Origin of the sequence: Paenibacillus sp. EKM206P, assembly GCF_011066155.1 — a bacterium.
Classification (GTDB): domain Bacteria; phylum Bacillota; class Bacilli; order Paenibacillales; family Paenibacillaceae; genus Paenibacillus; species Paenibacillus polymyxa_D.
Map to the genome: position 1 here is coordinate 215,584 of NZ_JAAMNQ010000006.1, position 26,584 is coordinate 242,167.

Consider the following 26,584-nt stretch of genomic DNA (forward strand, 5'->3'; position numbering starts at 1 on the left):
AAAACCCGAGCAAGGAGGGGTGAAATTGACGAAGGGTAACGACCATAAAAACAAGTTTTTGTTAACTCACCGTGAACGTGAAGTATTTGAACTGCTCGTGCAGGACAAAACAACACGTGACATCGCCGGACAGCTATTTATTAGCGAAAAAACGGTCCGAAACCATATTTCCAATGTAATGCAGAAACTGAACGTAAAAGGTCGTTCACAGGCGGTCGTGGAATTAATCAGGCTTGGCGAATTAAAAATCTGACCTCTCGTTCCTTGCGGGGTACAAAGTCTTCTCGATGATCCTTCGACAATGAAGGGTGGTCGGGAAGGCTTTTGTTTTGTGGTATATAAAAAAGTAAAACGATTAAACCGCTGAAATAGGTGGGAAATTGCGTGTAAATGATGTACTATATATAGAAGGAAGAAACTACCATTGGAGATCGTGGTAAACTAGCAGAAGTGATCAAATCAGAAGAATTACCACAAAGTTATACAAGGCTAGAAATGCATTCGGTGATAGTCTAAGAATATAAATCCCTACAAAAACAGTATTCAGCATGACGACAGGATGGAAGATGGATTGAAGAAGAATCACAAGGCAGAAAAAGCTCGTTGCTTCAGGTAGCAGGAAGTAGCTTTTGCCTAGAGCTACCTGTGGTATATTCTTGATCGGAGGTGAATGTTAAGACATATGACACCCAACCAACACTTGATGACTTATACGCTGAACAGCGGTATAAAGGGAACTGTCGACCTAACCAGTAAGCAGGTGCAGGAATGGATCAAAGCATATCGAATTGGCAGCAAGTTTGTAACGGTTGTGGGAAAACAGTATTTTGGTTTAAACCCTGAGTTGGTAGCAGATTTCAAGGTACATAATGAATACTCGGAGCAGAGAGAACACATATTCATAATACAGCCTGTAATGGAACACAAAGCTGTAGAGCTGGACCCACTGGTAGAGGCGTACAGCCAGTATAAAACATTAATTCAGGTAGAATGTAAATGTGGTGCTTCCTATATAGAAGAGTCACCGCATAAAAGAACCAAGTGGTCATGCAAGGAGTGTAATAACATTGTGTTCCTGGATCGTAAAAAGGGCATGGTGGATACGGATAAAGGCAAGGCGTGGTACATGACCAACAAATACTATGTGGAAAGACAAAGCAACTGACAGATTGTCAGTTGCTTTCTAACCATATACTCACAATTGTTGTGTGCCTACCCAAATGATATAAGTCTTTTGGCAAATAATAAAATTGATGTTTTTTGCGCTTTGTAGTACATTATCAAGTGTATTATAAGGAGGCTTCTCATGTACGGACATAGACAAGATGATACTTTATACATCATGACTTACACATTAAATAGTGGTATCAAGGGCACAGTGCCTTTGTCTAATCAACAGATACAGGAATGGCTTGAGTGTTACAGAATCGGTAAGAAATTTGTAACCGAGATTGGCAAAGAGTACTTTGGACTGCATGCGGAACTGGTGGCTGATTTTAAAGTGCATAATCAGTATTCAAGCTATCAGGAGGTTATTATCCCCATTCAACAACCGGATACTGGCCTAAAAGAGTTGTCCCAGGCTTACAAATCAACAGAAACTTTAATTAAAGTAGATTGCAAATGTGGTACATCGTATGTTACAGAATCTCCCTTTAAGCGGACCAAGTGGTACTGCACCAAATGCCGGGAGATTGTTTTTCTCGACAACAAAAAGGGAATGGTGGATACTTCCAGAGGTAAGGCCCATTATATGACCAATAAGTATTTTGTGGAACGGGAAACAACTGGCGTATAAGCCGGTTGTTTTTTTTGTTCGCAAGGTTTGTGTACGTCCTGACTTTTCAAAGCCATTGCGCTATAGTGAAAAAGGGGGCTTATGGAAATGTGGAGTATTTTGCTGAATCACGTTTTGTTGATAGGATTCCTGGCTGTTTTGATTCAACGGATCTATAAGCATCGCTTTCATCAGCAAAATGGTAGCAATTTTCTGCTATGCTTGTGGGGGATCTTGCTTAATCGGTACAATAGCTTGTTTGAACTGACCACGTTATATACGGTGTATACCGTTTTTTTTGCTGTAGGTGCATTGTGGTTTGGAGGTTGCTGGCTTGTGCAGCTATTGGAAAAGGGGAAAGATAAAGCTTGATATAAATGATAGTCAGGTGGTGAACGTCATCCGGGAAGATCATACGAATGGTGCAAGAAACCGCATGAGCACGAACAATGTGTACATACACGAAACGCTTCATTTGGAACAAATCATAAGTGACCTGCGGGTGATGGGCTATGTGGCTTTTCATCATCATCCGCAAATCACAGGTGACCTTGAAGAGCTGGAGGCGTTAAAAAAGCAACTATTGTCGTTTTTCCAACAGCATCATGTATTGTGGATTGAGCTTGACCCGCTAACACAATATGTGGTGGTGAATAACATGGGGAAGGCCACGGTGCTGAAACTCATGGGTCGGAAAATGAACCCGCTACGGGATCTGAGAGCAAACGCTGCTTTGGCTGGACAGCCGCTGCATGAGTTCGATCGGGAGATAGAACGGCTCAATCGGCTGGCTCATCTGTTGCGCTATACCCGTTTTTCTTAAGCGACAGAACTAACGAAAAAAAAGCATTCACGAAGCAAGGATGGTGCCATGCTGTGAATGCTTTTTAGTTTACTTACACCGATTTCAAAAACTCCACAATCGTCAGCAGACCCTTGTCAAAATTGTCCAAGTTGAAATGCTCGTTGGGCGCGTGCAGGTTCTCATCTGGCAAGCCGAAACCCATCAGCACGACTGGGGCAGTCAGCACACGGGAGAAAGTCTCCACGATTGGGATGGAGCCTCCATCCTTGGTAAAGAGGGCACGCACACCGTATACCTTCTCAAAAGCATCGGCCGCCGCTTGCAGAAACGCGTGTGACGGGTCGATGTTAAAGGCGTTCGCTTTTTCGCCCTGTTGAATATCCAGGGTAGCTCCTGCCTGAACATGGGCGCGCAAATGGCGCTCGATTTTGTCCAGAATATCTTGCGGATTCTGGTTAGCCACCAAGCGGCATGTGATTTTAGCGTGAGCTTCTTTCGGAATGACCGTTTTCGTACCTTCCCCTTGGAAGCCGCCGTATACGCCGTTCAGTTCCAGTGTCGGACGAGCCCCCACACGCTCAACGAAGCTGAATCCTTCTTCACCAAAGAGGGAATCAAGTGCAAGATCTTGTTGCAGCTTGCTCTCATTGAAGCCTTGCTTCATGAATTCTTCTCTCATCTCTGCCGATAATGGAGTAACATCGTCGTAGAATCCTTCGACGCTTACACTGCCTTTGTCATTATGCAGGGTTGCCAGCAAGGACACCAGAGCATGCAGGGCATTCGGCACGCCGCCACCGAAAGAACCGGAATGTAGATCTGTGTTCGCCGTGTGAATGGCGACTTCCAGTGAACATAGTCCACGCAAACCTGTGCAAATGGCAGGCTTCCCTTTTTCGATCAAGGAAGTGTCGGACACCAGTACAGCATCGGCAGCCAGGCGTTCAGCTCCAGTTTGCAAAAACTCAAGCAAGTTCGGACTGGACACTTCTTCCTCGCCTTCAATGCAGAATTTAATGTTCAGCGGCAATTTGCCTTCCTGCTTCAAAATGGCCTCAACTGCTTTAATGTGCAGGAAAACCTGTCCTTTATCATCTGTCGCTCCGCGTGCATACAATTTTCCATCACGGATGGATGGCTCAAACGGTGGCGTTTCCCACAGATGAAGCGGGTCTACGGGTTGTACATCGTAGTGTCCATACACGAGAATCGTTGGTTTACCAGGTGCGTGCAAATGATCCGCATATACCAGCGGGTGCCCTTTGGTTGGAATGATTTCCACGTTTTCCAGACCGGCAGCAGTCAGTTTGGCAGCCAGCCAATCAGCTGCTTGGTTAATGTCCTTTTTGTGCTCCGATAATGCTGAGATACTCGGAATGGACAACCACTCCTGTAACTCGCCTAGTTGTTGCTCTCTGGCTTTTTCAAAATATTCAGAATAACTCATAAACTATGTATCCTCCTTTTTCAATGTAAATCGTGTGAATGTTGCGCTATCCTCCGAACCGAGGTTGTGGACGATATGTCTAGTTTACTACGTTTTGTGCTGAACGAAAAATAGGGAGATAAAAAAACGATTCTACCCGGGTCTGTCCAGACCTGAGCAGAATCGCCCCTAACCAAGCATATGGATGTACTTATGCGCGAATGTCCAGTTGACCCCCGAGATGAGGCTGTACGCTTTTTTCCATCATCTGCACTAAAGCCTGTCCTTGTTCACTGGCCTGATCCGTAGCCATACTTAATACCTTCACACTTGCGGCTTGAGCCAAGCTGGCCTGACTCATACCTGTTGATAATGCTGCGATATCCATGTTCCAACCCTCCTTCATTGTGAAGACTCTTTCTCTATATTTATCGGTTGGAACGGTTATTTTGTTTCATCCAATTGGAATTGTGTCAGTAAATCTTGAAGCTGTTCTGCCAGACGGGTCAAATCTGCGGCAGACGAACCGATCTCTTCCATGGAGGCGAGCTGCTCCTCAGCGGCTGCGGACACGGTCTCCGTATGGGATGCCGCTTCTTCAGCGATGCGTGTAATTTCCTCCATGCTGCTGACGACTGTACTTGTTCCATCTGCGACTCCAGCGGTAGAAGCTGCGACGTTATCCAGCTGCTTCGCTGATTTGGCTACCGCTCTACGGATGCGTGAGAAGGAGCGACCGGATAGGTCAATGGAATTGATACCTTCGCTTACGCGTTCCTTGGCGGATTCCATAGCGGTCAGGGCTTCAGATACACCGCTCTGTATCCCTTGAATCTGTTCACGAATTTGTTGTGCGGAATGAGCTGAGTTTTCAGCCAGCTTGCGGACCTCTGTGGCCACGACAGCAAAACCTTTACCATGCTCCCCTGCGCGTGCCGCTTCAATAGAAGCGTTCAATGCGAGCAGATTAGTCTGGCTGGCGATTTCCGTAATGACAGTAACAATCGTTCCAATTCGTCCAGATCGATCATTCAAAGCACCGATAATGGTGTCCAGTTCTTCCACGGTAGTGCGAATGCCATCAATGGAAACGACGCTGTTGCCGATATGCTCACTGCCTGCATCCGACGCCTGAATGGCCTGTGCGGAGTAAGTAGTCATTTCAGCCATAGTTTCGGTCATAGCGGTGATGTCTGTTGCCATGCCGCTAACCCGTGTCTGATTAGCTTTAGCACTGCCCACTTGGCGTTCGCTGCCAGCAGCCACATCTTGAATGGCTATGGTCACATGCTCGATAGCCCGGGTCGTTTGTTCTGCACCTGCTGCAAGCTCTTGCGAGGATGCCGACAAATTGCCAGTCATCGCTTGAATTTCTCTAATCATGTTACGCAGGTTATCTACCATTTGTTGAAAATATCTTGATAATTCACCAATTTCATCTGTACTGGTCGTAGCCACGTTAATCGAAAGATTACCTTGGCTGATGGCATCCATAGAATTACGCAATCTTTGGATAGGCTTAAGTATACTGCTGATTAGCCACATTGCGAGCACGCCAATGATGATGGCTGCAATCACCAACACTACGATCGTCGTGATAAGAATCGGTTGGGCGGAGGCACTGGTTTCTGCTTTGTCCATTGTGCCGGCAATTTTCCAGCCTGTCAGCGCATTGGTTTTGAAAATCAGGTGTTTATCTACGCCATTAAGATCGTAGTTAAAGCTGCCTTCCTTAGAGTCAAACAGTTTGGGTATTGTTTCTCCCATTTTGGTACTTCCGCTGACTTCTGTCGGGTGGGTAACGATACGTTTGGTACCATCTAATATCATAATATAGCCATTTTGTCCGATTTTTAAATTTGTGATTTCTTTCAAATTTTTCAGGTTCAGGGAAAGGCCGAGAACACCGCTGTTGTCGGGAAGTGTACGTGAAATATACACAACGGGGATCTTAGCCGTATTGAGTCCAACAGGGCTGATTACGGTTTGACCGGGTTTCTCCAGGGCCTGTTTGTACCACGGGCGCTCACGAGGATCGTTTGTGGAGCCTACGGCTTTGCCAATAATGAGCTTACCTTCGGGGGTTCCTACAAACATATCAACAGCTTCCGCGTGCATTTTCAAATAAACTTGTAATCTTTTTAGAATGGCATCATCTGCTTCAGCACTGTTATCACTAGCCGTCATCGTTGTAGAGTAATATTCGAGATCCGCGATTTTGGCTTGAATCGTTTGAGTAACTGCACGATCGGATGCAGTAACGCTAGTTGTCGCACTATCAAGTAATTGGCGGTCCGTCTGGTTATATGCTGCTTGATAAGAAAAAGAACTTACAATAATACTAGGAACAAGCATGACCAGAAGGAATGCTGCGGTCAATTTCTTGCGTAGTGTTAATGTTTTCAGTCGTTTCATCTAACCCCTGCTTTCTATCTATATATTCATTTCTAAAGCTTATATCATATGTATTTACTATCGGTTATTTTGAGCTGAATTGATAGATTTATTACTAATTTGTCCAATACGCCAAAGAATTTCTTGCATAACATGGAGTATCTTGCAATTTGGAGGGATAAGGTATGGGTTTTTTTCTGGATATGAGAAGCTCCACCAATTCATCAAAGACAGGTGAAGGTCCCGATATTCAACTGGGTCCTATACCGGAGCGATTCGGTTTGATTACTCTGCGAACCTTTCTTGTGCCAGGTCCGATTGTGACTTTTAGTGGTTCCATTGGTCTAATCGGTGAGCTTGGCGATACGTATGCAGTTGAAATCGTGCGTGGAGCCGACTATGATCCGAGCGAGGTAGTCTACCGCGCCGAGGGGGTACTGGGCGTGACCGGATCTAATGAAACGCAAGCTTTTAATGCACAGGATCTATCCGCTCCATTGGCAATACAAACAGTATATTCTTCTTATATTTCTGGTGTTTCGACCACTGTTCGTAATGGTCCAGAGGTATTCACGGGCATCGCTTCGACTCCGTTTCTGTAAATATATCAGGTGAATATTTCTTTAGTAAATACTCGCTGCCTGTTCGTGGTTCTCCTAGGATAGGCCGCTGCGCAGAAGCTCAACTAGCCACGAGCATAGACAGACAGCTGCTACAGACTCGTGGCTATAATTCTCAACAACACTGAGAGCACAAATGACCTAGTTGTTGTAATTTCCTTTATGAGCGTGTTCTACAAAGTTGATCGTGCTTCTCGGATTCTATTTCTTAAGAATCTCTCGCAAATACACTGTCAACTCATCTGCCGCTTTGGTATGGGCGGGGAGCCCGGGATGGCTGCGAGACCCTATCGTTTCTTCCGTCGTGTTAGGCAGTTGGAATACAGACACATTCCCATCCCTCGTTCTTTTCTTGTATGCATCTACTGATCGGTAGATTGAGGGCATCATAGGAGTATCCAGCATCCCATAGGCCCATACAATATGAGCCGCAGGATTGCAATTCCGAAGCTTGACAAGAAAACATTCGATAGCGCTTTCAAAAGCTTGTAAATCTTCTTCATTGAATGTGCCGTCCTCGTTCAAGCGTTGCTTGTACACTTTACCGCTTGCTGGGTCCGTCCATGCAGGAGAATAAAAGGCTCCCCCGTCATTAGTCCCCAAATTCACTACGACCACGTCCGGCTGCCATGAGGTAAAATCATGATCTGAAAATGCCCCTAATGCTTCATTTCTCTCACCGGTCAGCACACCACATATCTGTTCATAATATGCCGGTATGTTCGTATCGGGATTATTATCCCAGCCCGTTAGGACACCCCAGCCGCTTTGTGAAAACACTCGGTAGTCCGCATTTAGTGCTTCGGCTGTTATGGCTGTATAATTGCGTAGTGCTGTGAACAGCATGGGAACCCAGTCTGTCTCGTCCTTCGCTCCAATCGTTCCTTCTCCCGAGGTAATGCTGTCACCGATAAATTCCACCTTGAGGGGCTTATCAGTGACCGGTAGCAATTCTCCGTCAACCTTCAGGGCATGAATTTGCAACAAGCAGTGCGGGTCCGAACTCATAGGCTGGACATCCTTGACCACACGGACATTTTTGACTGTATCAGGGTTTAACCCTCTCAAAAGACAGATCCAATGCCGTCCTGCAGTCACCATCAGGCGACTCATCGGGACACCATTGATGACAATACTGATCCAGGGCTCATACACCTGGTAATCGGCCTCAATTTCAATCCACAGCTCTGAGCCTTTGATATTCAATTCAATGCCACTGCCTGTCCAAAATAGAGTAAGCGGTGTACGTGTTTGCGTAGTTCGACCATGAACCTTTATATGCTTTGCTTTTGTAAGTGTGTATGTCTTCAATCTCTTGTTATGTGACATTTTAACACCCTCCTCATGGTTTTTAATGAATGCTAGTTTCTGTAATATTGTAAAAGAAGTGACAGGAAATCTCAAATTCTATTTCTAAACAAGCAAGGGCTCAAAGCTTTATATGGATTATCCTTTTTGATCACGCTTTAGAACCACATATGATATCAAAAAGGCACCAGCAAAATTGAAATTTGCTAGTGCCTTTTCGATATACGGAGCAAAGATTACTTGCTAAGTGGATTTTTTCACAAATATTATTTTATCTATTAATTAGCTTTGCCGAACATGACGATATTAGTCGCCTTGCCGAAGTCTATACCTACTTTGCCAGTGATTTCTGCTGTTTTTTGTGCTAACACGACTGCATTGACACCACAAGAGAACAGGGCAATGTCAAAGTCATCTTTGTGTGCTGCGATCCATTGGAGTGTTTCAGGCATTTGTTCATATTGATGAAATGCCAGCGTGTGCGCGATATGCAGCTTGTACGGATCAGCCTCAAGAACAGGCTTTACTTCAGCGGCCGTCCGGGTGACCAGCAGAATGCGTCGATTTTTCAGCATGTCCCAGAAAGCGGGTGTCCCAGCCAAATACCGATTCAGGCAGGCGTGGCAGGTCAGCGGGGGGGAAAGAGCATAGTGAGCAAAGACCTGATCGGTCAGCTCCCGCTTCATATAGGATGGTGCTTTAATAGATTCGTCATCATATGGCAAAATGCCAGTAATGCTGGCTTTGCTCACTGCCTCAGCCACCGCGTCCCGTAGCTCCGTATTTGGTAGAAACAGTCCCTTTTGACCGAGATTAGCTTTGACCGCCCAACGTTCCTGTAACACCTTTTCCATCGGCCAGACGGTATCCTGCGCCAACACCAAATTTTCACCATCTCCAATACGAATGAGCGAAAAGGACTGGTGCTGATCGAGTGCTAGCTTCAAACGCTTCAGTACCTCGTCCATCTCCAGATACTTTGGATTCGTCATATCATGTTTCCTCCCTGTCGTTCCTGCTTGTTCAACTTTTCAGATGGAGTAAAAAACTTTGTATTCTATCATATGTCGAAAGCGAAAAGGTTTTTGTATGAACGGCTATTCTTTTTGGATTCTACCTATTTTTACAAGATTCGTTGTATCTGTACGTGCCGTTTCAGGAGCGTCTTCATAACTTGAGAGAAGACGGTTGAAAGGGAGGAAGATCAATGAATCGCAAGGTTGTAATTGAAATTAATTTTAATAACTATGGGATGAATCCCAACCGCCTGACACGTGAGTGGATCAGCGAGCGACTGGATATATTCAGAACCTTTACGCTGCGTAGTTTACTCAGTCAGACAAATGCGGATTTCCTATCTGTCGTCAAGCTGGCGGGCGGATGCAGTGACATCGTGGAAGAGGAGCTGGCCCGACATGAGCCCATTCCCGACCACATCCGTTTTGGTACGAGCATCGAAAGTAAACGTCGTATCCATGCGTACATCGAAGGTGCGGACGAACTGCTCATTGCTCGAATAGATTCCGACGATTTGTATCACCAGTCCTTTGTACAACAGTTGCATGATTACAAGTTTCAATCGGAGACGGTTGCGCTGGTGAACCAGATGGGTTACCTGTGGGATGCGGTTGAGGGGCAGATGGCACCGGTGTTTCACCGTTCGCCTTCTTTTTATGTGTTTCGCTATCAAGTGGAAGATTTTCTGAATGATTACCGTGTGGTCATTCCTGGAAAGGGTACGCACGGATATGTAACGGAGCTGCCGCATGAGATCATTCCACTTCGCAACTATGTGAACGTCATTCATGCTGCCAATACTTCGGTGAAAAAAGTGCCGGCGAAGGATCGGCTGTCAGAGAATGAAATGAATGCTGTGCTGGCAGAATTTCTGGGAACAGGCATTGCCAATTCGTAACGGTCAGGAGGAGATTATATTGTTCAAAGGAAAAAAACTGCTGGTGACCGGAGGAACGGGATCTTGGGGGCAACGCCTAACCGCTGAATTGCTGAAGGAGGACCCGGCGGAGATTCGTATTTTCTCACGCGGTGAATTTGCACAGATTGCCATGCAGCGGCAATTTCTATCGGATCCTCGCCTGAATTTCATGATTGGAGATATTCGAGATCTTCAGGCATTGCAGGAGGCATGTCGCGGAGTGGACTATGTATTCCATTTGGCGGCATTAAAGCATGTCCCTGTGTGTGAGAGACAGCCGGAAGAGGCTTTCAAGACGAACGTACACGGTACGGAAAACGTGATCCGGGCCAGCATTGAGCAGGGAGTCGCCAAGGTAATTGATGTCTCTACAGACAAGGCGGTAGATCCGGTGAATGTATATGGCATGACGAAGGCGATAGGTGAAAGACTGATGATCCGCGCCAACACTTTAAGTGAGCGTACTCGCTTTGTGTGTATACGCGGCGGCAACGTGTTGGGGACGAGTGGAAGTGTCGTGCCCCTGTTCAAGCGCCAGATCGCGGATGGGCAGGATTTAACGCTGACGAGCCCAGATATGACACGCTTTTTCCTCACGCTCGGAGAGGCGATTGGCTTGCTGCTGAAGGCTTCTGTCACGGCGGTTGGGGGAGAGACGCTAGTGATGAAAATGAAGGGCTGCAATATTGCAGATCTAGCAGAAGTGATGAAAGAACAGGCGGGGCAGCCTGCGTTGAAAGTAAAGGAGATTGGTATACGTGGTGGGGAAAAGCTGCATGAGGTGCTGATTTCGCCCTATGAGGTGCCGCATACGTATCGCTATGAAGATCGCTATTTTGTTATTCTTCCCCAGCAAGCAGACAAGCGCTTACTGAGCCAATACGGTGGATTGGAACGAGTGAGCTTCAATCAATATCGCTCGGACGATGAGTTAATGGATCGCGCTGGAATTGCTGAGCTACTGCGAGGCATGGAGTAATGATGAAAGAGGTGGGTATTTTGCAGCTTATGGAAAAAATAACTAAAGGAACTGTAAAGGTTGCGGTAATCGGCCTCGGTTATGTAGGGCTGCCCATGGCAGTGGAAATGGCAAAGGCTGGTTATAATGTATATGGTGTGGATTCCGATCCCGTCAAAGTAGCCAAGCTGCTTCAAGGAAAGTCGTACATCATAGACATTGGTGATGATGCATTGGAAGGTCTGATCGGGCAGCAATTGCATCCGGTTACGGATATCAAGGTACTGGAGCATGCGGATATCGTCGTGATCTGCGTGCCTACGCCACTGACGGACGGACACCAACCGGATACGTCCTATATTGAAACGGCTATTGATCAGGCTATACCTCATTTGCGTAGACAAACACTGTTGATTCTGGAAAGCACCACCTATCCGGGAACGACCGAGGAACTGATTCGACCGGTGATAGAGCAGCGCAGGGGCTGGACGGTAGGTAAGGATTTCTATGTGTGCTTCTCGCCGGAACGTGTGGATCCGGGTAGCGTTCATTTTAACATTCGCAACACACCCAAGGTGATCGGCGGTTGCACGCCGGATTGTCTGGCAGTGGGAGCAGGGTTTTATGGGTCCTTTTTGGACCAGATTGTTCCGGTAAGCTCGACGACCGTGGCGGAAGCCGCCAAGCTATTCGAGAATACGTTCCGCAGCGTCAACATTGGAATGGTCAATGAGTTGACAGCCGCCTGTGAGAAAATTGGCATCAATATATGGGAGGTACTGGATGCAGCGGCCACCAAGCCATTCGGCTATATGCCTTTTTATCCGGGACCTGGCATCGGGGGGCACTGTATCCCGGTTGATCCGCTATACTTGTCATGGAAATCCGAGCAGCATGGTTTTCCATTGGAATTCGTGGACTTGGCAGATCGCATGAATCGGCGTATGCCGCTGTATATTGCGGAGCGAATTGAAGCTATGCTTGCTCAGAAAGATAAAGCCATAAACAAAGCCAACATCATTCTGGCAGGTGTGGCCTACAAAAAGGACATTGATGATGTTCGCGAATCCCCGGCTCTTGTCCTGTTCGAGCATTTAACTAAAATGGGTGCTTCGGTTAGCTTCACCGACCCGTATGTATCAAGTTTTAAGCTGAACGGTGAAGAAATCCCATCTCGGACGGCAAATGCCCAGCTATGGGAAAGTGCAGATATCGTAGTCATTACGACAGACCATTCTGTGGTGAATTACCAACAGCTGGTCGACCATGCCCCGCTGGTCTTCGATACACGTAATGCGACTGCACATTGCACAGGTGGACATGTCGTGATCTTGGGGCATCCCGGAGGGGGCGCCGCTGTTGGCTAACCGTGATCAGGTAAACGAACGTTATTACGGGCAGATTAATTCGGAGGAATCTCATGAAGCCACCCGCAATAGAATTCACTGGATTTGTCGCCATGTACAGGGTCATACGGTGTTGGATGTTGGGTGCAGTCAGGGCATAACGGCTATTTTGCTCGGGCGGGAAGGCTTTGAGGTAACGGCTATTGATTTGGAAGAGGGCAGCATTTCTTATGCAAAAAAAGAACTTCGTCAGGAATCCGCACCCATCCGGGGACGAGTCCACTTTCAGTTAAAGGACATTTCACAATTTGAGCGTCCTCCCGGTGGATTTGACACCATTATTTTAGGGGAGATTTTGGAACATTTTGCGCATCCCGACAACCTGCTGGCTCATGCTTACCGCTTGTTGAATAAAAAGGGTACGCTCGTCTTGTCTGTACCTTATGGTTACCATCCGTTTCATGATCACAAGCGGACTTACTATGCCGGGAGCCTCTCCCGTGTGTTGTATCCTTATTTTGATGAACAAGCGTTGGAGGTGCATCACAAATATTTGTGCTTTGCAGGCCGCAAGAAGTCGAAAGAACTGCGTGAGGTCAAACCAGAGGCAGCGCATCTGAATGAGTGGATGAAACTGGACGAGGAGCAATTTCGACTGGTGGAGCAGCAGCATGTTCGCAAAATGAATCAGCGAAAGGCCGCACTCGACAAGGCGGTACAGCGAATCCGGTATATGGAGGAACAACTTTTGCCGATGGAAAGGTATGCACGTGTCGAACAGTTAGACAAGACGCAGGCTGAAAGGAGAGTTGCATATACTGCTGGCGAGTCTACCGGAAAAACGAGGGGAGAATCAGCCAAAGGTAAAGGGGATGACGTGAAGTCATGACTGAGCATCCAATGACCATCAGCTTGTGCATGATCGTAAAGAACGAGGAGCACACACTTACCCGCTGTCTGGATTCGGTCTCAGACCTGATGGATGAAATCATTATTGTGGACACGGGGTCGACGGATCAGACGAAGACGATAGCGGCGCGCTATACGGATCGGCTATATACATTTGAATGGAAGGATGATTTTGCAGCCGCCCGTAATGAATCATTTGACAAGGCGACGTGTTCCTACGTCATGTGGCTGGATGCGGACGATGTGCTGCTGGAGCCGGATCGTGAGCGCCTGCGTGCCTTGAAGCAGCGTTTGTCTAAGGATATCGACGCAGTGGTGATGCCACTTCATTTGGCAGAGGGGGAGCAGGGTGAACTGTTGTTCACCTCACGCCGTATCCGTCTCGTGAAGCGCGAGCGACAATACCGCTGGGAAGGGCGTCTGCATGAGGATCTGGTGATACCTCAGGGGCAAATCGTTCATTCAGATGTGGCAGTAACACACCGCCGAATGCAAGACCACATGCTCCGTAACCAACGTATTCTCGCCCGGTGGATCAGCGAAAGCGGCAAGCTGGAGGGGCGTCTGCTGTATTTGCACGCCAATGAATGTTTTGACCGTAAAGAATATGCCGAGGCGGTAGAGGCGTTCAATCTTCTGTTGGAGGAGCCGAGCGGCTACCGTGAGGATCGGATTACCGCTTGTGCGCGGTCGGCGGAATGCTATCTTCACCTCGGGAAGCCGGAGCAACAGCTGGATCGTCTGTTACGTTCCTTTCGATACGGTGTACCGCAATCAGACTTGTGCTGCATGATCGGTGACTGGTTTTTCACAAGAAACGAATGGAGCACTGCCGCGTACTGGTACGAAAAGGCATTGGAGCAACAGCATCACCTTCCGGGTATGCGACCTGTTCCACTACCATGCTACTCCTGGTTACCTCATGTGCGGCTCAGCCATTGCTATGCCCATGTAGGTCAGCTGGACGCTTCGTATGAGCATAACCAGACCGCTTTACGCTATTTACCTGACGACCCGCATTTACTGGATAATGCACGCAAGCTCAAGGAGGCTATTTCCAACTCCCCACCCTCAGCCCGTTCCTCAAAATAGTTCAAGCTGTTCCGGCCCGTTATTCTCTTCGTGTGGCTTGCGAGGGGGAAAAGGTTTAGGGTCCATGCCAAGCATGGTCATGAGTTGCTTGGCATTAGCAGCGGCGTCTCCACCGGAGTTGTTGTTGAAAATAACACACACCTCGCGGCTTTGCTGCTCCAGCTCCAGCAACCTGTCTCTCCATTCGGTCAACTCTTGTTCATTGTACCGATACAGATAACGAACCTCCCGCCAATTCGGTGCAGAGCTTTGATTCCAGCCCGATATGTTCCGCCCGTGGAGACGTACGATTGTCAGATTACCGTCTGTAGCCAACGGCACAATGGGAACCGACCCTGGTCCTGCCTGCGGCTCGTCGCATACGCTGTGTATCCAGCCTTCTTCACGCATGAATGCCAGCGTTTGTTTCCGAAAATCGGGTGTGAACCAGCTTTGATGTCTGAATTCAAGTACGGATGGGACCTCTCCCATCCTATTTTTTGTGTCTCGCAGTACAGCGACATTCTCACGTGTACAGTCGAACCAGGGTGGGTACTGAAACAGCACGGCTTTGAGCTTGCCCGCTTCGTGAAGAGGCTTTATCGATGCATGCAGTGCTTCGTACATGGCATCTATTGTTTTGAAGTAAGGTTGCTTGCCGCGGGTATGTCCAGTCATGCCTTGGTAGGCTTTGACGAGAAATGAAAAAGAGTCAGGGGTTTCCGCCGCCCAGCGTGCCATACGATCTGTGGGCTGCACCGCATAGAAAGAGCTATCCATTTCTACTACCGGAAAATGGCTTCCATAGATACTTAGTTTTTGGTTAGCTTTGGTACCCGTTGGATACAAGTCATCGTGATCGCCCCAACCCGTAAGTCCAATTTGAATCATAATTTCCCCGCTCCTTTCCTTCATGAAAACTTCTAAAGGCGTTCCCATGAATCATTTTAATGATAAAATGGGGTGAATCACATGAAGTTGGTATGAAGTTCCTATGAATATTTAAGCTCAAATACGGTTATTGTAACATGTTTCCTTATTCAGGATTTTGCAAAACCCTTATTCGTAATGCTTTTGAGTTTCCAGTTTGAAAAAGCTAATATAGTATGTAATAGAGCGAAATGAGTTCATGGAGGAGAAACGATATGGCAGAATGGTACGAGCAAAGCTTTGGGGAAGATTATTTATTGGTATACAAGCATCGCGACTTTCAGGGAGCCTATCAGGAAGTGCAAAAAATGATCTCCTGGCTTAAATTACCGCAAGGCTCCAGCGTATTGGATTTATGTTGTGGGATGGGACGTCATTCGCTTGCGCTCGCAGATGCAGGTTATCAGGTGACAGGTGTGGACCTTTCCAATGTGCTGCTGAGAGAAGCTCGTGCAGCTGATTCCGAAGGACGGGTAAGTTGGCATCAAGGGGATATGAGAGAGGTGCCGCTGGATGAAAGCTATGACGCGGTGATGAATTTGTTCACCTCCTTTGGTTATTTTGAACAGGATGAGGAGCAGCTTAAAGTGCTAAAGGAAATATATCGGCTGTTGAAGCCGGGAGGACGCTTTATCATAGATTATTTGAACCCTGCTTACGTAGCCGCTCATTTGGTACCGCATTCGTCGCGGGAGGATGAAGGGAATTGGATTGAGGAGCATCGGGTCATTGAAGATGGATTTGTGAAAAAGAAAATTGCGATTCGGTCAGCTGCATCCGTTACGGGCACTGAGGCAGCCTCTGCTCTGGGCACGACTCCTACTGAGGGAGAACCTGCGCGCGTGTATCATGAACGAGTGAAGCTATATCCATATGAGAAGTTTCGTGGATTGCTAGAGCAAGCCGGACTATCTGTAGAGCAGGTACACGGAAGCTATAATGAAGATCAATATATTGAAGATGCTTCGCCTCGAATGATTTTTGTCGGCGTGCGGGCTTGAAACAGAAAGGCGGGTGGAAGCCATGAAAATGCCAGAGCTTACACCGTGTGAGCGAATAGACGGAGGCTTTCAGGTCAAAATATCCATGTCCTTTCCGCTGCGCTGGGTGAATAGCTATGTGCTCAAGGGAGAGCACGGTTTTACAATTGTAGACCCGGGGCCGCGCAATATGGACACCGAGGCAGAATGGGCGCATGTCTTCCACCAGCTGGGAATGTCCTTTGGGGATATTTCGGACATTGTGGTCACTCATCATCACCCCGATCATTACGGATTGGCGGGCTGGATGCAGCAGCAAAGTCAGGCTCGTGTACATATGTCAGCCCGAAGCCATAAGGAAGCGATGATGATGTGGGACGCTCCAGAATCGACGGTCGCTATGGAGAACAGGCTTCCCAGCTTTTTTGTCCAGCATGGTTTTCCTTTGGAGCAAGTGCCGGCCTTGGAATTACATATGCGGCAGGCTTATTTGCAAGTGAATCCACAGCCTGAGATTACCGTTATTCCTACCGGCATAGACGCTCGTCTGGAATGGGGTGGACGCAGTTGGCTGCCCGTCGAGACGGGAGGGCATGCGCCCGGACATATGTCCTTATATGACCCGAATAGCGGTGTTATCCTCTGCGGTGACGCAGTTTTGCCGCAGATTTCTCCTAATATCAGTCTGCTGCCGGGCAGTGATGCCCAGCCGTTGAAGTCTTATGTAGACGGCTTGCAGCGTCTAGGTAAGCTGGAGGTAGCGTGGGCATATCCGGGGCACCGCAATCCGTTTGGTTATTTTCGGGAGCGGACGCAAGCGTTGCTGGCACATCATGAAGAACGACTGGAGAAATTTCAGCAGCTGATCCAACCGGAGGGAAGCACAGCCTATGAGCTGTGCATTGCCATGTTCGGTGGCAAGCTGGGTATTCACCAGCTAAGGTTTGCCATGTCCGAGACGCTGGCTCATCTGGTGGAGCTGGTGCGCCGTGAACGGGCCTCTATGAGCGAGACGAACCCAATCACGCGCTTCTATCCCTTTTGCCGTCAATAGTCACGGAAAGTTGACCAACAAGTGACATAACGAAACAACATGACAAGCGGCATGCATGCCGGAAAAGAGGACTTTATGAATTTGCTGCTGCTGGGAGCTACCGGACGCGTAGGACGGTATATATTAGATTATGCGTTAGCGGACGGTCATACCGTTACGGTCCTTGTTCGTTCACCGGACAAGTTGGAGGATTACATACCTGGATATGGGAATCAGCTGCAAATCGTACAAGGCGATGCCACTAATGGAGAGGACGTAGCACAGGCGCTGAAGGGTGGGGCGACGACTGTGATCAGTGCGCTGAATACGGATGGAACGACTACCTTATCCGTTAATATAGCCCTGCTGATCCGGCTCATGCAGGAACAGTCCATTTCTCGGCTCATTACGGTAGGAACGGCAGGAATTTTGCAAAGCCGGACCGAACCGGACCTGTATCGTTACGAGTCCTACGATACCCGACGACGCAGCACTCGTGCGGCCCAGGAACATCGGCGAGTGTACGAATTGCTGCGTGAATCGGCACTAGACTGGACAATCGTATGTCCAACCTATCTACCGGACGGAGCGCGGACAGGTATTTATCGCGTGGAAAAAGATTTTTTGCCTGAAGGTGGCTCACAAATTACCACCGCGGATACGGCTGATTTTACTTATTGGCAATGCAAGAGTTACGAATTTATCCGTACACGGGTAGGTATTGCCTACTGATCGTGAAACACCCAACATAGCTTCATTTTTAAGCAATCAACCAGAGCACGGTAAGTGTATCTACTTATTGTGTTTCTTTTTTTATTTGACAAATACTCAGGCTTAGAATACTATGATTCTTAACGGAAACACCGTTTCCCGAAAGTCTTGTGTAGTTCTTTAATTTATTATAGTAGCAACAAGCAACAGTTTTTAATAAGCCAGGATTTTGCAAAATCCTCAAGCAAAAGGAAGTGCATTCAATCATGTCCGAGCCATCGCCTCCCTATAAAACCTATTCGGAAGTGAAGCAACAGCAGCAGCAATTGCTACGTAAAAATGTCATCGATGCCGCATGCATCCTTCTTGTGGAAGAAGGGCCTGAGGCTGTGACCGTACGGCGAGTTGCGCAGAAATTAAGCTGTTCCACCAAGATCATTTACAATATTTTTGGCAGTAAGGATGGTCTTGCCAATGAGATGTACCTGGATGGATGTCGGCTATTGGCTGAAACCTTCCAGCAAGTACCTGTTACCGAAAGCGTACTCGCTGATCTGGAAGCTCTATGCTGGGCGTACTGGGAATTTGCACAGCTCCATTCAGCCTATTATAAAATGATGTTTGGCGGGGCATTGTCTGATTTCAAGCCGGATGAACAGAGCTTGGAGGGGACCACAACGGCACTGTCACGAATTCTGCAAACCGTCATACACGCTATGGAGCAGGGAGCATTGAAAGAGCATGATCCGTTGCTGGTTGTCCGGATGTTTTGGTCTGCTTTACATGGGGTCATACATCTTCAGTTTGCAGGTCATTTTTCAGATGTAGATATGGCTCAAGGGGTGTATGCATTTACACTGAAGAATACGCTCGTAGCATTTAAAACATCCTCATCCCCATCGTAAAAATGAAGTGTACTGAGGTCGTCATAGTAGATGACTTCAGTTCATTATAGAGTAGTGGTAACAATGTTTCTAGAATAAAACAACGATACTGTGGAGGTTATCATCATGTTTATGTACGCAAACAAAACAGCTCTGATCACAGGGGCATCATCCGGTATTGGCGAGGCATTTGCCTATTCGCTCGCAGCTAAGAAATGTGACCTCATTTTGGTAGCTCGGAATGAAACCAAATTAGAAGCGCTGGCCAAGGAGCTCATAGCTAAATATAACGTAAAAGCAACAGTGATTGCGCTGGATCTTTCCACACCCGGAGCATCCCAGACATTGCATCAGGAGGTTCAAAAACAACAGCTAAAGGTAGATCTCCTGATTAACAACGCGGGTTTTGCCACCTATGGATACTTTGAGCAGGTTTCAGGAGAACGACAGCATGAGGAAGTGATGCTCAATGTGGCTGCTTTAGTCGACATCACACATGCATTTATGCCTGATTTATTGCGTAAGCGGGATGGGGGGCTCATCAATGTTTCTTCCACAGCCGCATTTCAGCCCGATCCTTATATGGCCGTATATGGAGCAACCAAAGCATTTGTGCTTTCTTTTACTGAAGCGCTATGGGCCGAAAATCGGAAACGGGGGCTTAAAGTTTTGGCCCTTTGTCCAGGCTCAACAGAAACGCCGTTTTTTGATATTGTTGGCGCAAGTGAAGCGTCAATTGGAATTAGGGAAACTCCCCAAACCGTTGTGAAGAACGCGTTGAGAGCATTTGAAAAGGGACGTAGTCACATCATTTCCGGTCGCCAAAACTATTGGGTAGCTCAGGTGTCCCGGTTCTTCTCTCGTCAATCCACGCTGGGAATTGTAGAACGTGCACTGCGTCCACAAAATGGATTGTAATTTATGAATGAAGGTAATCTGAGCTTGAAATGTTAGAATGGCAATGAATAAGCTGTGAGTATTATGCACCGGGTCTGATCGTTTATAGCTCGACTTGAATCAGACCCGGTGTTCCTATTTGTATAGATCAAGCGCTTAGATCCTATTCTAGTCCTCGGGAATATAGTAAAATTCCATCCCGTTTCTCCCAGCCATTAGCTGACCAGAAGCGTTGACCCCCTGCGTTATGCTCCATCACAAACAGATGACATTTATCAATGCCTTCTCTCAGCAAAGCAGATAACGCTTTATCCACCAATCTGGGCGCGATCCCTTGACCACGATGTGCTGCAGCTACACCCAGATGATACAGAAACCCCCTGCGACTATCGTGGCCCGCTAAAATCGTGCCTATGATGTTTCCGTTGTACTCACAGACAAAGCTAAGTCCTTCGTTCCGTTGTAAAAAGCGTGCAATTCGCTCCGGTGAGTCGGCCTCGCTTAATCCCAATCCGTCTAAGCCATTCCACAGCTCAATGGCTTGATCATAATCATTAGCCTGCATCGTACGGAATGCATACCCTTCAGTAATGTTTGCCATGTCTAGTTCTCCTCTAACCCTTATATATCTGTTATATTCCCACGCGTTGTTTGTTATTTAGCATGTTGTTTAACGTGTTGTATTCGGTGCGCTTTCTTCCCCAAGCTCCTGCTCACGCTCTGCCTGTTTGCGATGGGCGATACGGCTGCTGGCCGAAGCTGCGATAGCGCCCACAATGTCGTCCAGGAACGTATGGATCGGCCCGAGGCTTTTATCATTCAGGCGTTCCAGCACACCTGGTTTGAGTTTATCGACATAACCGTAATTGGTGAATCCAATGCTGCCGTACACATTTACAATGGAAAAGGCCAGAATTTCATCCACCCCGTATAATCCCTCATCATTTTCAATCATATCCTGCAATGGGGGAAGAAGAGCGCCCTGTTCTGCAAGGATATCCAGTTGGATGCCCGTGAGCACGGCATTTTGAACCTCGCGCTTCATCAGTACCTTGTCCACATTCTCCATACATTCTTCCATCGTTAGGGTTGGGTAATATTTTTTCTGTAAAAGCATGACCAGTTCTGCGATTTCAGTCATGTTAACGCCACGCTTGTGCAGCCACTCGCGGGTGGCATCAGCTACCTTTTTACTGTTCAGGCTGTAAGGTACTTTTTTCTTGTCCATAAAATTGAAGTTACCCTCCTCGTATAGATCCTGATTTCTACTGCAATTATGACCAGTGTGTCCAGTCTGCTGAAAAAGTAGTTATTTTTTACGCGAGGCTTGTATACATATTAGTACAATCTGTACAAAATTGTTAGGGAGGAACTTCACTTATGAATATAAAACACCCATGGCGTATGACCTCTGTAGCTGGACTGCTATCCCTACCCCTGTTGTTGTCAGGCTGCAGCCTTTTCGGCAACGAATCGGCATCCATTGACCCCCCGCCGTCCACGACAGAGCAGTCCATGATTAAGGCTGTAACCGGAAAAGCACCTGCCAGTACAGGGCAACTGAGGGCTGTTTTTTTGCAAGATCATAACGGTTTGCTGGCCCCGGTATCTTTACCGATGGCTACAGGGGATGTACAGGCAGATGCCAAGTCGGCGCTGGAAGCCCTGGTTGAGGGGGGGCCGTATGCCGGATTATTGCCAGAGGGATTTAAAGGTGTAATTCCCCAAGGCACGGAAGTGAAAAGTGTGACAGTGGACAAGAACAACAAGCTGGCTGTTGTCGAATTCAACAAATCTTTCGCCAACTATAAGCCACAGGATGAACGAAAATTAATGGAGAGCTTGACCTGGACCCTGACCGACCGTCCTGATATTGAGAGCGTACAGATCTGGGTGGAGGGCAAAAAGCTGAACGAAATGCCTGTTGGCGGCACACCGCTGGATCATCCGTTGACACGTGCAGTAGGTATTAACTTGGAGATTGGTCATGGCGTAACACCACTGGATTCTAGTCCAGTCACTGTGTATTTCTCTTCATCTTCTCCTGCTGGAGTTCAATACTATGTACCTGTAACACGGTTGGTCAGCCCTGAAAAAGATCGTGTCCAGTCAGCACTGCATCAATTGATTCAAGGGCCGCAGACCAAAGATGGGTTACAAGAAGTGATGACAGGAGAGACGGCACTGAAATCGGTAGAACGCTCCAAAGACAACGTCATTACGGTATCGCTCTCGGATGATATGTTCGCTAAGGGAGAAGCAGTGCCTGCTGAATTTTTGGAATCGGTTGTGCTGACAGCGGCAGACAATTCAGATGATGCAGTCAAAACAAAAATTCGGATTGAACTGAATGGTGAAAAAAGCGTGATTGGACAAAATAATCAAAATTATGGAGAGCCTGTAGCCAAGCCGCAGCATATTAACGAAATCCCTCTTTAAGGGCGTGTTCAAAAGTCGGCTTTTCAGGACCGAGAAGATTGGATGAAGCTAGGGACTGAGTAGCGGAGCGTAGACAGATCTACGTGAGCAACGGAAGGCCCGGCTGAATTCAAGATTCGACGTTGAATCCGCTTCTTGATTAGCTTCGTCATGGAAAGACGACTTTTTGAACAACCTCTTTAAGGGCGGGAATCGTCCTTGGGGTGCTTTTGCCTGCACACTTTGGTAAAATAAACATATAAGAACAGGTTGCATACGACGTAGGAGGAAAAAGCATGAGTAGATCTAACGGACGAAACGGTGATGAGCTGCGCCCGATGAAATTGACAGCAGGAGTAAATAAATACGCGGAGGGCTCTGTTTTTATAGAGGTTGGCGAGACGAAAGTCATTTGCACGGCTACTGTAGAAGAACGCGTCCCCCCCTTTATGAAGGGACAAGGAAAAGGCTGGGTAACCGCAGAGTATTCCATGCTTCCGCGTGCGACTCATAGCCGTAATCAGCGTGAAGCTGCGCGTGGCAAGCTGACAGGCCGTACCATGGAAATTCAGCGTCTGATTGGAAGAGCATTGCGTTCGGTGGTCAATTTGCAGGCGCTTGGTGAACGGACGATTACGTTGGATTGTGATGTCATTCAGGCGGACGGCGGAACACGTACAACCTCAATTACCGGTTCTTTCGTAGCGTTGGCGATTGCGGTCAATAAAATTGCTACCCAGCACAAGCTGCCTGTTTTTCCGATTACCGATTTTCTGGCTTCCGTCAGCGTAGGGGTTGTAGGTGAAAAAGCGTTGCTGGATCTGAACTATGAAGAGGATTCCAAGGCCAAAGTGGACATGAATCTTGTCATGACTGGCAGTGGAAAATATGTCGAGCTGCAAGGTACAGGTGAAGAAAGCCCATTTGACCGTAACGAGTTGGATCAACTGCTTAGCTTGGGCGAACAAGGGATTCTGCAAATGATTGAGCGCCAAAAAGAAGTACTTGGACCGATTGCTGATAAGATCGGTGCTGGACGTACAGGAGCTGGCGCCTAATGCAGCTGGATGGCCCGGTCGTCATTGTCGCTACGAAAAACAAAGGAAAAGTGCGGGAATTTGCGCATGCTTTTGCGCCGTTTGGCAAGGAAGTCAGAAGCATGTACGATTATCCCGACATTCCTGATGTCGTTGAAGATGGCAAAACCTTTGCCGAAAATGCACTGAAAAAAGCAAAAGCGGTTGGAGATGTGCTCGGATTGCCCGTGCTGGCCGATGATTCAGGCCTCTGCGTGGACTTGCTGGACGGTGCACCGGGGGTATACTCTGCCCGTTATGCTGGAGAAGGTGCCAGCGATCACGAAAACAATATCAAGCTGCTCGACGTTCTGGAATCGAAGCAGCTGGGTGATGATACGGGACAGCCTTTGCTAAGCCCGGCTCAATTCGTCTGTACCTTGATTCTGTATAATCCGCAGACTGGCGAGACGCTGGAATCGACAGGTTCCGTGGAAGGCTGGATTACTACTGAAACCGCCGGCAGCGGTGGGTTTGGGTATGATCCGCTGTTTTATTTGCCAGAGTTTGAGAAGACAATGGCCGAGCTGACGTTGGAACAAAAGCAGGCTATCAGTCACCGAGGGATAGCTCTGCGTAATTTGGCAACAAAGCTGGGTAATCCACAGGCATAGCTTGGTAGCAGGGGCGAAATCATCCCCCATTCACATAACGAAAAAAGGCTATCCGTCAGTCATGAGCTGCGGATAGCCTTTTTGGTATTTTTAGCTTATCGAATAGCTACCTTGTAAGTGCGCAACCAGTTATCCACTTGGGCCAAATAGGCAAACAACTGCGGACCCGACATCAGTTGACCAAACCAAGGCAGATTGGTGGATGCCTCCGGTGAGGCGGCAATATCGCGTACCTTTTGCGCATCAATCAGCTTGAGCAGTGGGGAAGAGGAGTCATCCAGCAGCTGCAGCGCCTGCTTTTTCACAGCCTCAAGGTAGGAAGGGTTATGCGTTTTTGGATATGGGCTTTTTTTGCGATACAGCACATCATCCGGCAGTACACCCTCAAGCGCCTTGCGCAAAATACCTTTTTCACGTCCGCCTGTCATCTTAATGCTCCACGGAATGTTCCATACATATTGCACCAATCGATGATCGCAATACGGTACCCGCACTTCGAGTCCGGCTCCCATACTCATCCGATCCTTGCGGTCCAGTAGAGTAGGCATAAAGCGGGTGATGTTCAAATAGGACATAACGCGCATTTGCGCAGCTTTTCCTGTTTCTCCTGGTAGCTTCGGCACTTCTCCTACCGCTTCGGAGTAGCGGTCGTTCAAATACTCCAGCGGCTTGATCCAGTCCCGCACTTCGGGAGACAACAGACTGGCTCTCATGTCAGGAGCAACTGCCCACGGGAATGTACCCGAATTCAGCATATCCTCCCGGTGGAACCATGGATATCCGCCAAAAACTTCATCCGCAGCCTCGCCGGAAATAGCGACCGTAGCCCCTTTTTTAATCTCCCGGCAAAAGAGATACAGCGACGAATCCACGTCCGCCATTCCGGGTAAATCCCGCGTTAGCGTGGAGTTGTTCAGAGCTGCTACGACTTCTGGCGTATCGAATTCAATCCAGTGATGATTTGTCCCTAATTCATCCACCATCCGCTGAATCCAGGGGGCATCGGCTCCGGGTTGAAACGCATGGGCTTTAAAATGCTTGTCGTTATCCACATAATCGACCGAATACGTATGAACTTGTCCCTGCCTGGTACGTTTGTAATAATCGACAGCTAATGCGGATAGAGCGCTTGAATCCAGCCCGCCAGACAATAAGGTGCACACCGGAACATCCGAAATGAGCTGCCGCTCCACCGTATCCAGCAACAGTTCTCGTACCTTAAGCGCCGTTTCTTCGGTGTTATCCTCATGCGCAATGCTTTCCAGTGTCCAGTAGGCTTGAATGCGCACGCCGTCGCGGCTGTAAGTCAGCGTATGCCCGGGGCGTAGCTCCTTCATAGACGAATAGACGCCGTGTCCGGGGGTACGTGCAGGACCGATGATAAAGATTTCGGCCAATCCCTCAGCGTCCACTGCTGCTTCTACCGCTGGATGCTGAAGCAGTGCTTTGGGTTCTGAGCCAAATACGAATACTTCTTCGGTCTGGCTATAAAATAGCGGCTTCACTCCCAGCCGATCCCGTGCCAGAAACACCTGCTCCCGCTCACTATCCCAGACCGCAAACGCAAAAATGCCGTTTAACCGATTCACACATTCGGGGCCCCATTCGATATAGGATTCGAGCAGCACCTCCGTGTCGCATTGTGTACGGAAAAAATGCCCGCGCTGTTGCAGCTCTTTTTTCAACTCAGGCGCGTTATATATTTCCCCGTTATATACAATCGTATAAGTGATATCCTCCAGCTGCCGGATCATGGGTTGAGCGCCATTTTCCGGGTCCATAACGCTCAGTCTTCGGTGTCCGAAGGCACACGGATTGGATATCCAGGTACCCGCAGCATCTGGTCCGCGATCGGAGAGCGTTTGTGTCATATTCAGCAGCAGCTCAGATTGATGCATTAAGTCTCCGTTCCACTGTATGAAACCTGTAATTCCGCACATGTCTGTTCATCCTCTCTTTATCGTGTTCATCCAGTGTTGGAATGAATCAAAAACTAAATCCCCAGTTCAACAGTATATATGCCGAAAAGAAGCATAAAATGTCTGTCCGTTCCGAAAACTACTGATGGGGCAACCCGTCTACTCGCAAGGAAGGAGGAAGACCATGTACTACATCAAGGATGCCAAAATACGCCGCTTCACTGAACTTGACGGAGTGCGTTGCGCTGAGGTAGAGGTGCGGCCTGGTGCCGCGGATGACCCGGAACTGCTGGTCTATATCACGGCCAAGGATCAGACGGATGGTCAGCATGACTATGACATGGTACGGATCATCCGCAATGACGCCGATCTGGAGCTGGATTGGTACGACAATAACCTGCATTCGGCATTTGAGGAAGTGACAGACAAGGCTTTTACCGATTCTACACACATTACTGCTGGTGAGGAGCGAGAGAAGTTCAAAAAAGAATTGCTCTCCTATGGGCAACTCAGTACAGAGTTCGCCAAGGAGTTCGGGGCATGAGGATATGGTGTGCTATGCCTCGGCTTCT

The 26,584-nt window shown here is 48.0% G+C and carries 29 protein-coding genes; 20 read left to right on the forward strand and 9 right to left on the reverse strand.

Going from position 1 to position 26,584, the window contains the following annotated elements:
• The first annotated feature begins 25 nt into the window (after nt 1-25).
• From G9G53_RS15095 to G9G53_RS15115, 5 genes are all read left to right on the forward strand, one after another.
• A complete protein-coding gene (locus tag G9G53_RS15095; protein WP_007431813.1) occupies nt 26-253 on the forward strand; it encodes a helix-turn-helix domain-containing protein in 228 nt (75 codons plus the stop codon).
• Nucleotides 254-682: 429 nt separating this feature from the next.
• Complete coding sequence (locus G9G53_RS15100; protein WP_069011022.1) at nt 683-1,165, forward strand: hypothetical protein; 483 nt, start codon at nt 683-685, stop codon at nt 1,163-1,165.
• 141 nt (nt 1,166-1,306) lie between these two features.
• Nucleotides 1,307-1,798 carry a hypothetical protein gene (locus tag G9G53_RS15105; protein WP_013311697.1) on the forward strand — a complete coding sequence of 164 codons (492 nt, stop codon included), beginning with the start codon at nt 1,307-1,309 and terminating at the stop codon, nt 1,796-1,798.
• Between the two features lie 87 nt (nt 1,799-1,885).
• Nucleotides 1,886-2,149: a hypothetical protein gene (locus G9G53_RS15110; protein WP_029518340.1), complete on the forward strand. Its 264-nt coding sequence runs from the start codon at nt 1,886-1,888 to the stop codon at nt 2,147-2,149.
• A gap of 64 nt (nt 2,150-2,213) precedes the next feature.
• A complete protein-coding gene (locus G9G53_RS15115; RefSeq protein WP_176715708.1) occupies nt 2,214-2,600 on the forward strand; it encodes a hypothetical protein in 387 nt (128 codons plus the stop codon).
• A 73-nt stretch (nt 2,601-2,673) separates the two neighbouring features.
• Here the strand turns inward: G9G53_RS15115 and G9G53_RS15120 are convergent, their stop codons facing one another.
• The 3 genes from G9G53_RS15120 to G9G53_RS15130 all read right to left on the reverse strand — a co-directional run bounded on the left by G9G53_RS15120 (nt 2,674) and on the right by G9G53_RS15130 (nt 6,423).
• Nucleotides 2,674-4,029 carry a dipeptidase gene (locus G9G53_RS15120; protein ID WP_165148694.1) on the reverse strand — a complete coding sequence of 452 codons (1,356 nt, stop codon included), beginning with the start codon at nt 4,027-4,029 and terminating at the stop codon, nt 2,674-2,676.
• Nucleotides 4,030-4,219: 190 nt separating this feature from the next.
• A complete protein-coding gene (locus G9G53_RS15125; RefSeq protein WP_165148697.1) occupies nt 4,220-4,396 on the reverse strand; it encodes a YjfB family protein in 177 nt (58 codons plus the stop codon).
• A gap of 56 nt (nt 4,397-4,452) precedes the next feature.
• Nucleotides 4,453-6,423, reverse strand: coding sequence for a methyl-accepting chemotaxis protein (locus G9G53_RS15130; RefSeq protein WP_069011024.1), 1,971 nt, complete (start codon nt 6,421-6,423; stop codon nt 4,453-4,455).
• A gap of 164 nt (nt 6,424-6,587) precedes the next feature.
• On the opposite strand from G9G53_RS15130, the gene G9G53_RS15135 reads away from it, so the two are divergent.
• On the forward strand, nt 6,588-7,004 hold the full coding sequence (locus tag G9G53_RS15135) for a hypothetical protein (protein ID WP_069011025.1): 417 nt from the start codon (nt 6,588-6,590) through the stop codon (nt 7,002-7,004).
• Nucleotides 7,005-7,223: 219 nt separating this feature from the next.
• Here G9G53_RS15135 and G9G53_RS15140 read toward each other — a convergent pair whose 3' ends face one another.
• A complete protein-coding gene (locus G9G53_RS15140; RefSeq protein ID WP_165148700.1) occupies nt 7,224-8,351 on the reverse strand; it encodes an SGNH/GDSL hydrolase family protein in 1,128 nt (375 codons plus the stop codon).
• 257 nt (nt 8,352-8,608) lie between these two features.
• Nucleotides 8,609-9,322 (reverse strand): GT-D fold domain-containing glycosyltransferase, encoded by a 714-nt coding sequence (locus tag G9G53_RS15145; RefSeq protein WP_165148703.1) that lies wholly within the window; start codon nt 9,320-9,322, stop codon nt 8,609-8,611.
• A gap of 215 nt (nt 9,323-9,537) precedes the next feature.
• On the opposite strand from G9G53_RS15145, the gene G9G53_RS15150 reads away from it, so the two are divergent.
• The 5 genes from G9G53_RS15150 to G9G53_RS15170 are packed head-to-tail and all read left to right on the forward strand — an operon-like array spanning nt 9,538 to nt 14,571.
• A complete protein-coding gene (locus G9G53_RS15150) occupies nt 9,538-10,245 on the forward strand; it encodes a glycosyltransferase family A protein (protein WP_029518347.1) in 708 nt (235 codons plus the stop codon).
• A 19-nt stretch (nt 10,246-10,264) separates the two neighbouring features.
• Nucleotides 10,265-11,245: a polysaccharide biosynthesis protein gene (locus G9G53_RS15155; RefSeq protein WP_165148706.1), complete on the forward strand. Its 981-nt coding sequence runs from the start codon at nt 10,265-10,267 to the stop codon at nt 11,243-11,245.
• A gap of 2 nt (nt 11,246-11,247) precedes the next feature.
• On the forward strand, nt 11,248-12,591 hold the full coding sequence (locus G9G53_RS15160; RefSeq protein WP_165148875.1) for a nucleotide sugar dehydrogenase: 1,344 nt from the start codon (nt 11,248-11,250) through the stop codon (nt 12,589-12,591).
• Nucleotides 12,584-13,459, forward strand: coding sequence for a class I SAM-dependent methyltransferase (locus G9G53_RS15165; RefSeq protein WP_165148709.1), 876 nt, complete (start codon nt 12,584-12,586; stop codon nt 13,457-13,459). Before G9G53_RS15160 ends, G9G53_RS15165 begins: the two co-directional genes overlap by 8 nt.
• Complete coding sequence (locus G9G53_RS15170) at nt 13,456-14,571, forward strand: tetratricopeptide repeat-containing glycosyltransferase family 2 protein (RefSeq protein ID WP_029518351.1); 1,116 nt, start codon at nt 13,456-13,458, stop codon at nt 14,569-14,571. Before G9G53_RS15165 ends, G9G53_RS15170 begins: the two co-directional genes overlap by 4 nt.
• Here the strand turns inward: G9G53_RS15170 and G9G53_RS15175 are convergent.
• Nucleotides 14,563-15,441 carry a DUF72 domain-containing protein gene (locus G9G53_RS15175; protein ID WP_165148712.1) on the reverse strand — a complete coding sequence of 293 codons (879 nt, stop codon included), beginning with the start codon at nt 15,439-15,441 and terminating at the stop codon, nt 14,563-14,565. The genes G9G53_RS15170 and G9G53_RS15175 overlap by 9 nt on opposite strands.
• Nucleotides 15,442-15,695: 254 nt before the next feature.
• Between G9G53_RS15175 and G9G53_RS15180 the strand changes: the two genes are divergently transcribed.
• From G9G53_RS15180 to G9G53_RS15200, 5 genes are all read left to right on the forward strand, one after another.
• The gene (locus tag G9G53_RS15180; RefSeq protein WP_165148715.1) at nt 15,696-16,481 is read left to right on the forward strand and encodes a class I SAM-dependent methyltransferase; all 786 of its coding nucleotides are present in this window, start codon (nt 15,696-15,698) and stop codon (nt 16,479-16,481) included.
• A 22-nt stretch (nt 16,482-16,503) separates the two neighbouring features.
• Entirely contained in the window at nt 16,504-17,514 is a 1,011-nt protein-coding gene (locus G9G53_RS15185) for an MBL fold metallo-hydrolase (protein WP_029518354.1), read from the forward strand.
• Between the two features lie 75 nt (nt 17,515-17,589).
• Nucleotides 17,590-18,225 carry an NAD(P)-dependent oxidoreductase gene (locus G9G53_RS15190; RefSeq protein ID WP_029518355.1) on the forward strand — a complete coding sequence of 212 codons (636 nt, stop codon included), beginning with the start codon at nt 17,590-17,592 and terminating at the stop codon, nt 18,223-18,225.
• A gap of 245 nt (nt 18,226-18,470) precedes the next feature.
• Complete coding sequence (locus G9G53_RS15195) at nt 18,471-19,109, forward strand: TetR/AcrR family transcriptional regulator (protein ID WP_029518356.1); 639 nt, start codon at nt 18,471-18,473, stop codon at nt 19,107-19,109.
• 105 nt (nt 19,110-19,214) lie between these two features.
• On the forward strand, nt 19,215-20,006 hold the full coding sequence (locus tag G9G53_RS15200) for an SDR family NAD(P)-dependent oxidoreductase (RefSeq protein ID WP_165148718.1): 792 nt from the start codon (nt 19,215-19,217) through the stop codon (nt 20,004-20,006).
• A 142-nt stretch (nt 20,007-20,148) separates the two neighbouring features.
• Here G9G53_RS15200 and G9G53_RS15205 read toward each other — a convergent pair whose 3' ends face one another.
• Together G9G53_RS15205 and G9G53_RS15210 are read right to left on the reverse strand one after the other, a co-directional pair.
• Complete coding sequence (locus tag G9G53_RS15205; RefSeq protein ID WP_069011036.1) at nt 20,149-20,586, reverse strand: GNAT family N-acetyltransferase; 438 nt, start codon at nt 20,584-20,586, stop codon at nt 20,149-20,151.
• Between the two features lie 69 nt (nt 20,587-20,655).
• Nucleotides 20,656-21,213, reverse strand: coding sequence for a phosphatidylglycerophosphatase A family protein (locus G9G53_RS15210; protein WP_069011037.1), 558 nt, complete (start codon nt 21,211-21,213; stop codon nt 20,656-20,658).
• A gap of 152 nt (nt 21,214-21,365) precedes the next feature.
• Here G9G53_RS15210 and G9G53_RS15215 point away from each other — a divergent pair, with 152 nt between their 5' ends.
• The 3 genes from G9G53_RS15215 (at nt 21,366) to G9G53_RS15225 (ending at nt 24,093) form a co-directional block, all read left to right on the forward strand.
• Nucleotides 21,366-22,424: a GerMN domain-containing protein gene (locus tag G9G53_RS15215; RefSeq protein WP_069011038.1), complete on the forward strand. Its 1,059-nt coding sequence runs from the start codon at nt 21,366-21,368 to the stop codon at nt 22,422-22,424.
• Between the two features lie 275 nt (nt 22,425-22,699).
• Nucleotides 22,700-23,461, forward strand: a complete 762-nt coding sequence (gene rph, locus G9G53_RS15220) for a ribonuclease PH (protein ID WP_013311675.1) — start codon at nt 22,700-22,702, stop codon at nt 23,459-23,461.
• Nucleotides 23,461-24,093: an XTP/dITP diphosphatase gene (locus tag G9G53_RS15225; protein WP_165148721.1), complete on the forward strand. Its 633-nt coding sequence runs from the start codon at nt 23,461-23,463 to the stop codon at nt 24,091-24,093. The genes rph and G9G53_RS15225 overlap by 1 nt, the downstream gene beginning before the upstream one ends.
• Nucleotides 24,094-24,188: 95 nt before the next feature.
• Here the strand turns inward: G9G53_RS15225 and asnB are convergent, their stop codons facing one another.
• The gene (asnB, locus tag G9G53_RS15230) at nt 24,189-26,033 is read right to left on the reverse strand and encodes an asparagine synthase (glutamine-hydrolyzing) (protein WP_165148724.1); all 1,845 of its coding nucleotides are present in this window, start codon (nt 26,031-26,033) and stop codon (nt 24,189-24,191) included.
• Between the two features lie 163 nt (nt 26,034-26,196).
• Between asnB and G9G53_RS15235 the strand changes: the two genes are divergently transcribed.
• Nucleotides 26,197-26,556, forward strand: a complete 360-nt coding sequence (locus G9G53_RS15235; RefSeq protein ID WP_013311672.1) for a hypothetical protein — start codon at nt 26,197-26,199, stop codon at nt 26,554-26,556.
• Nucleotides 26,557-26,584 lie beyond the last annotated feature (28 nt).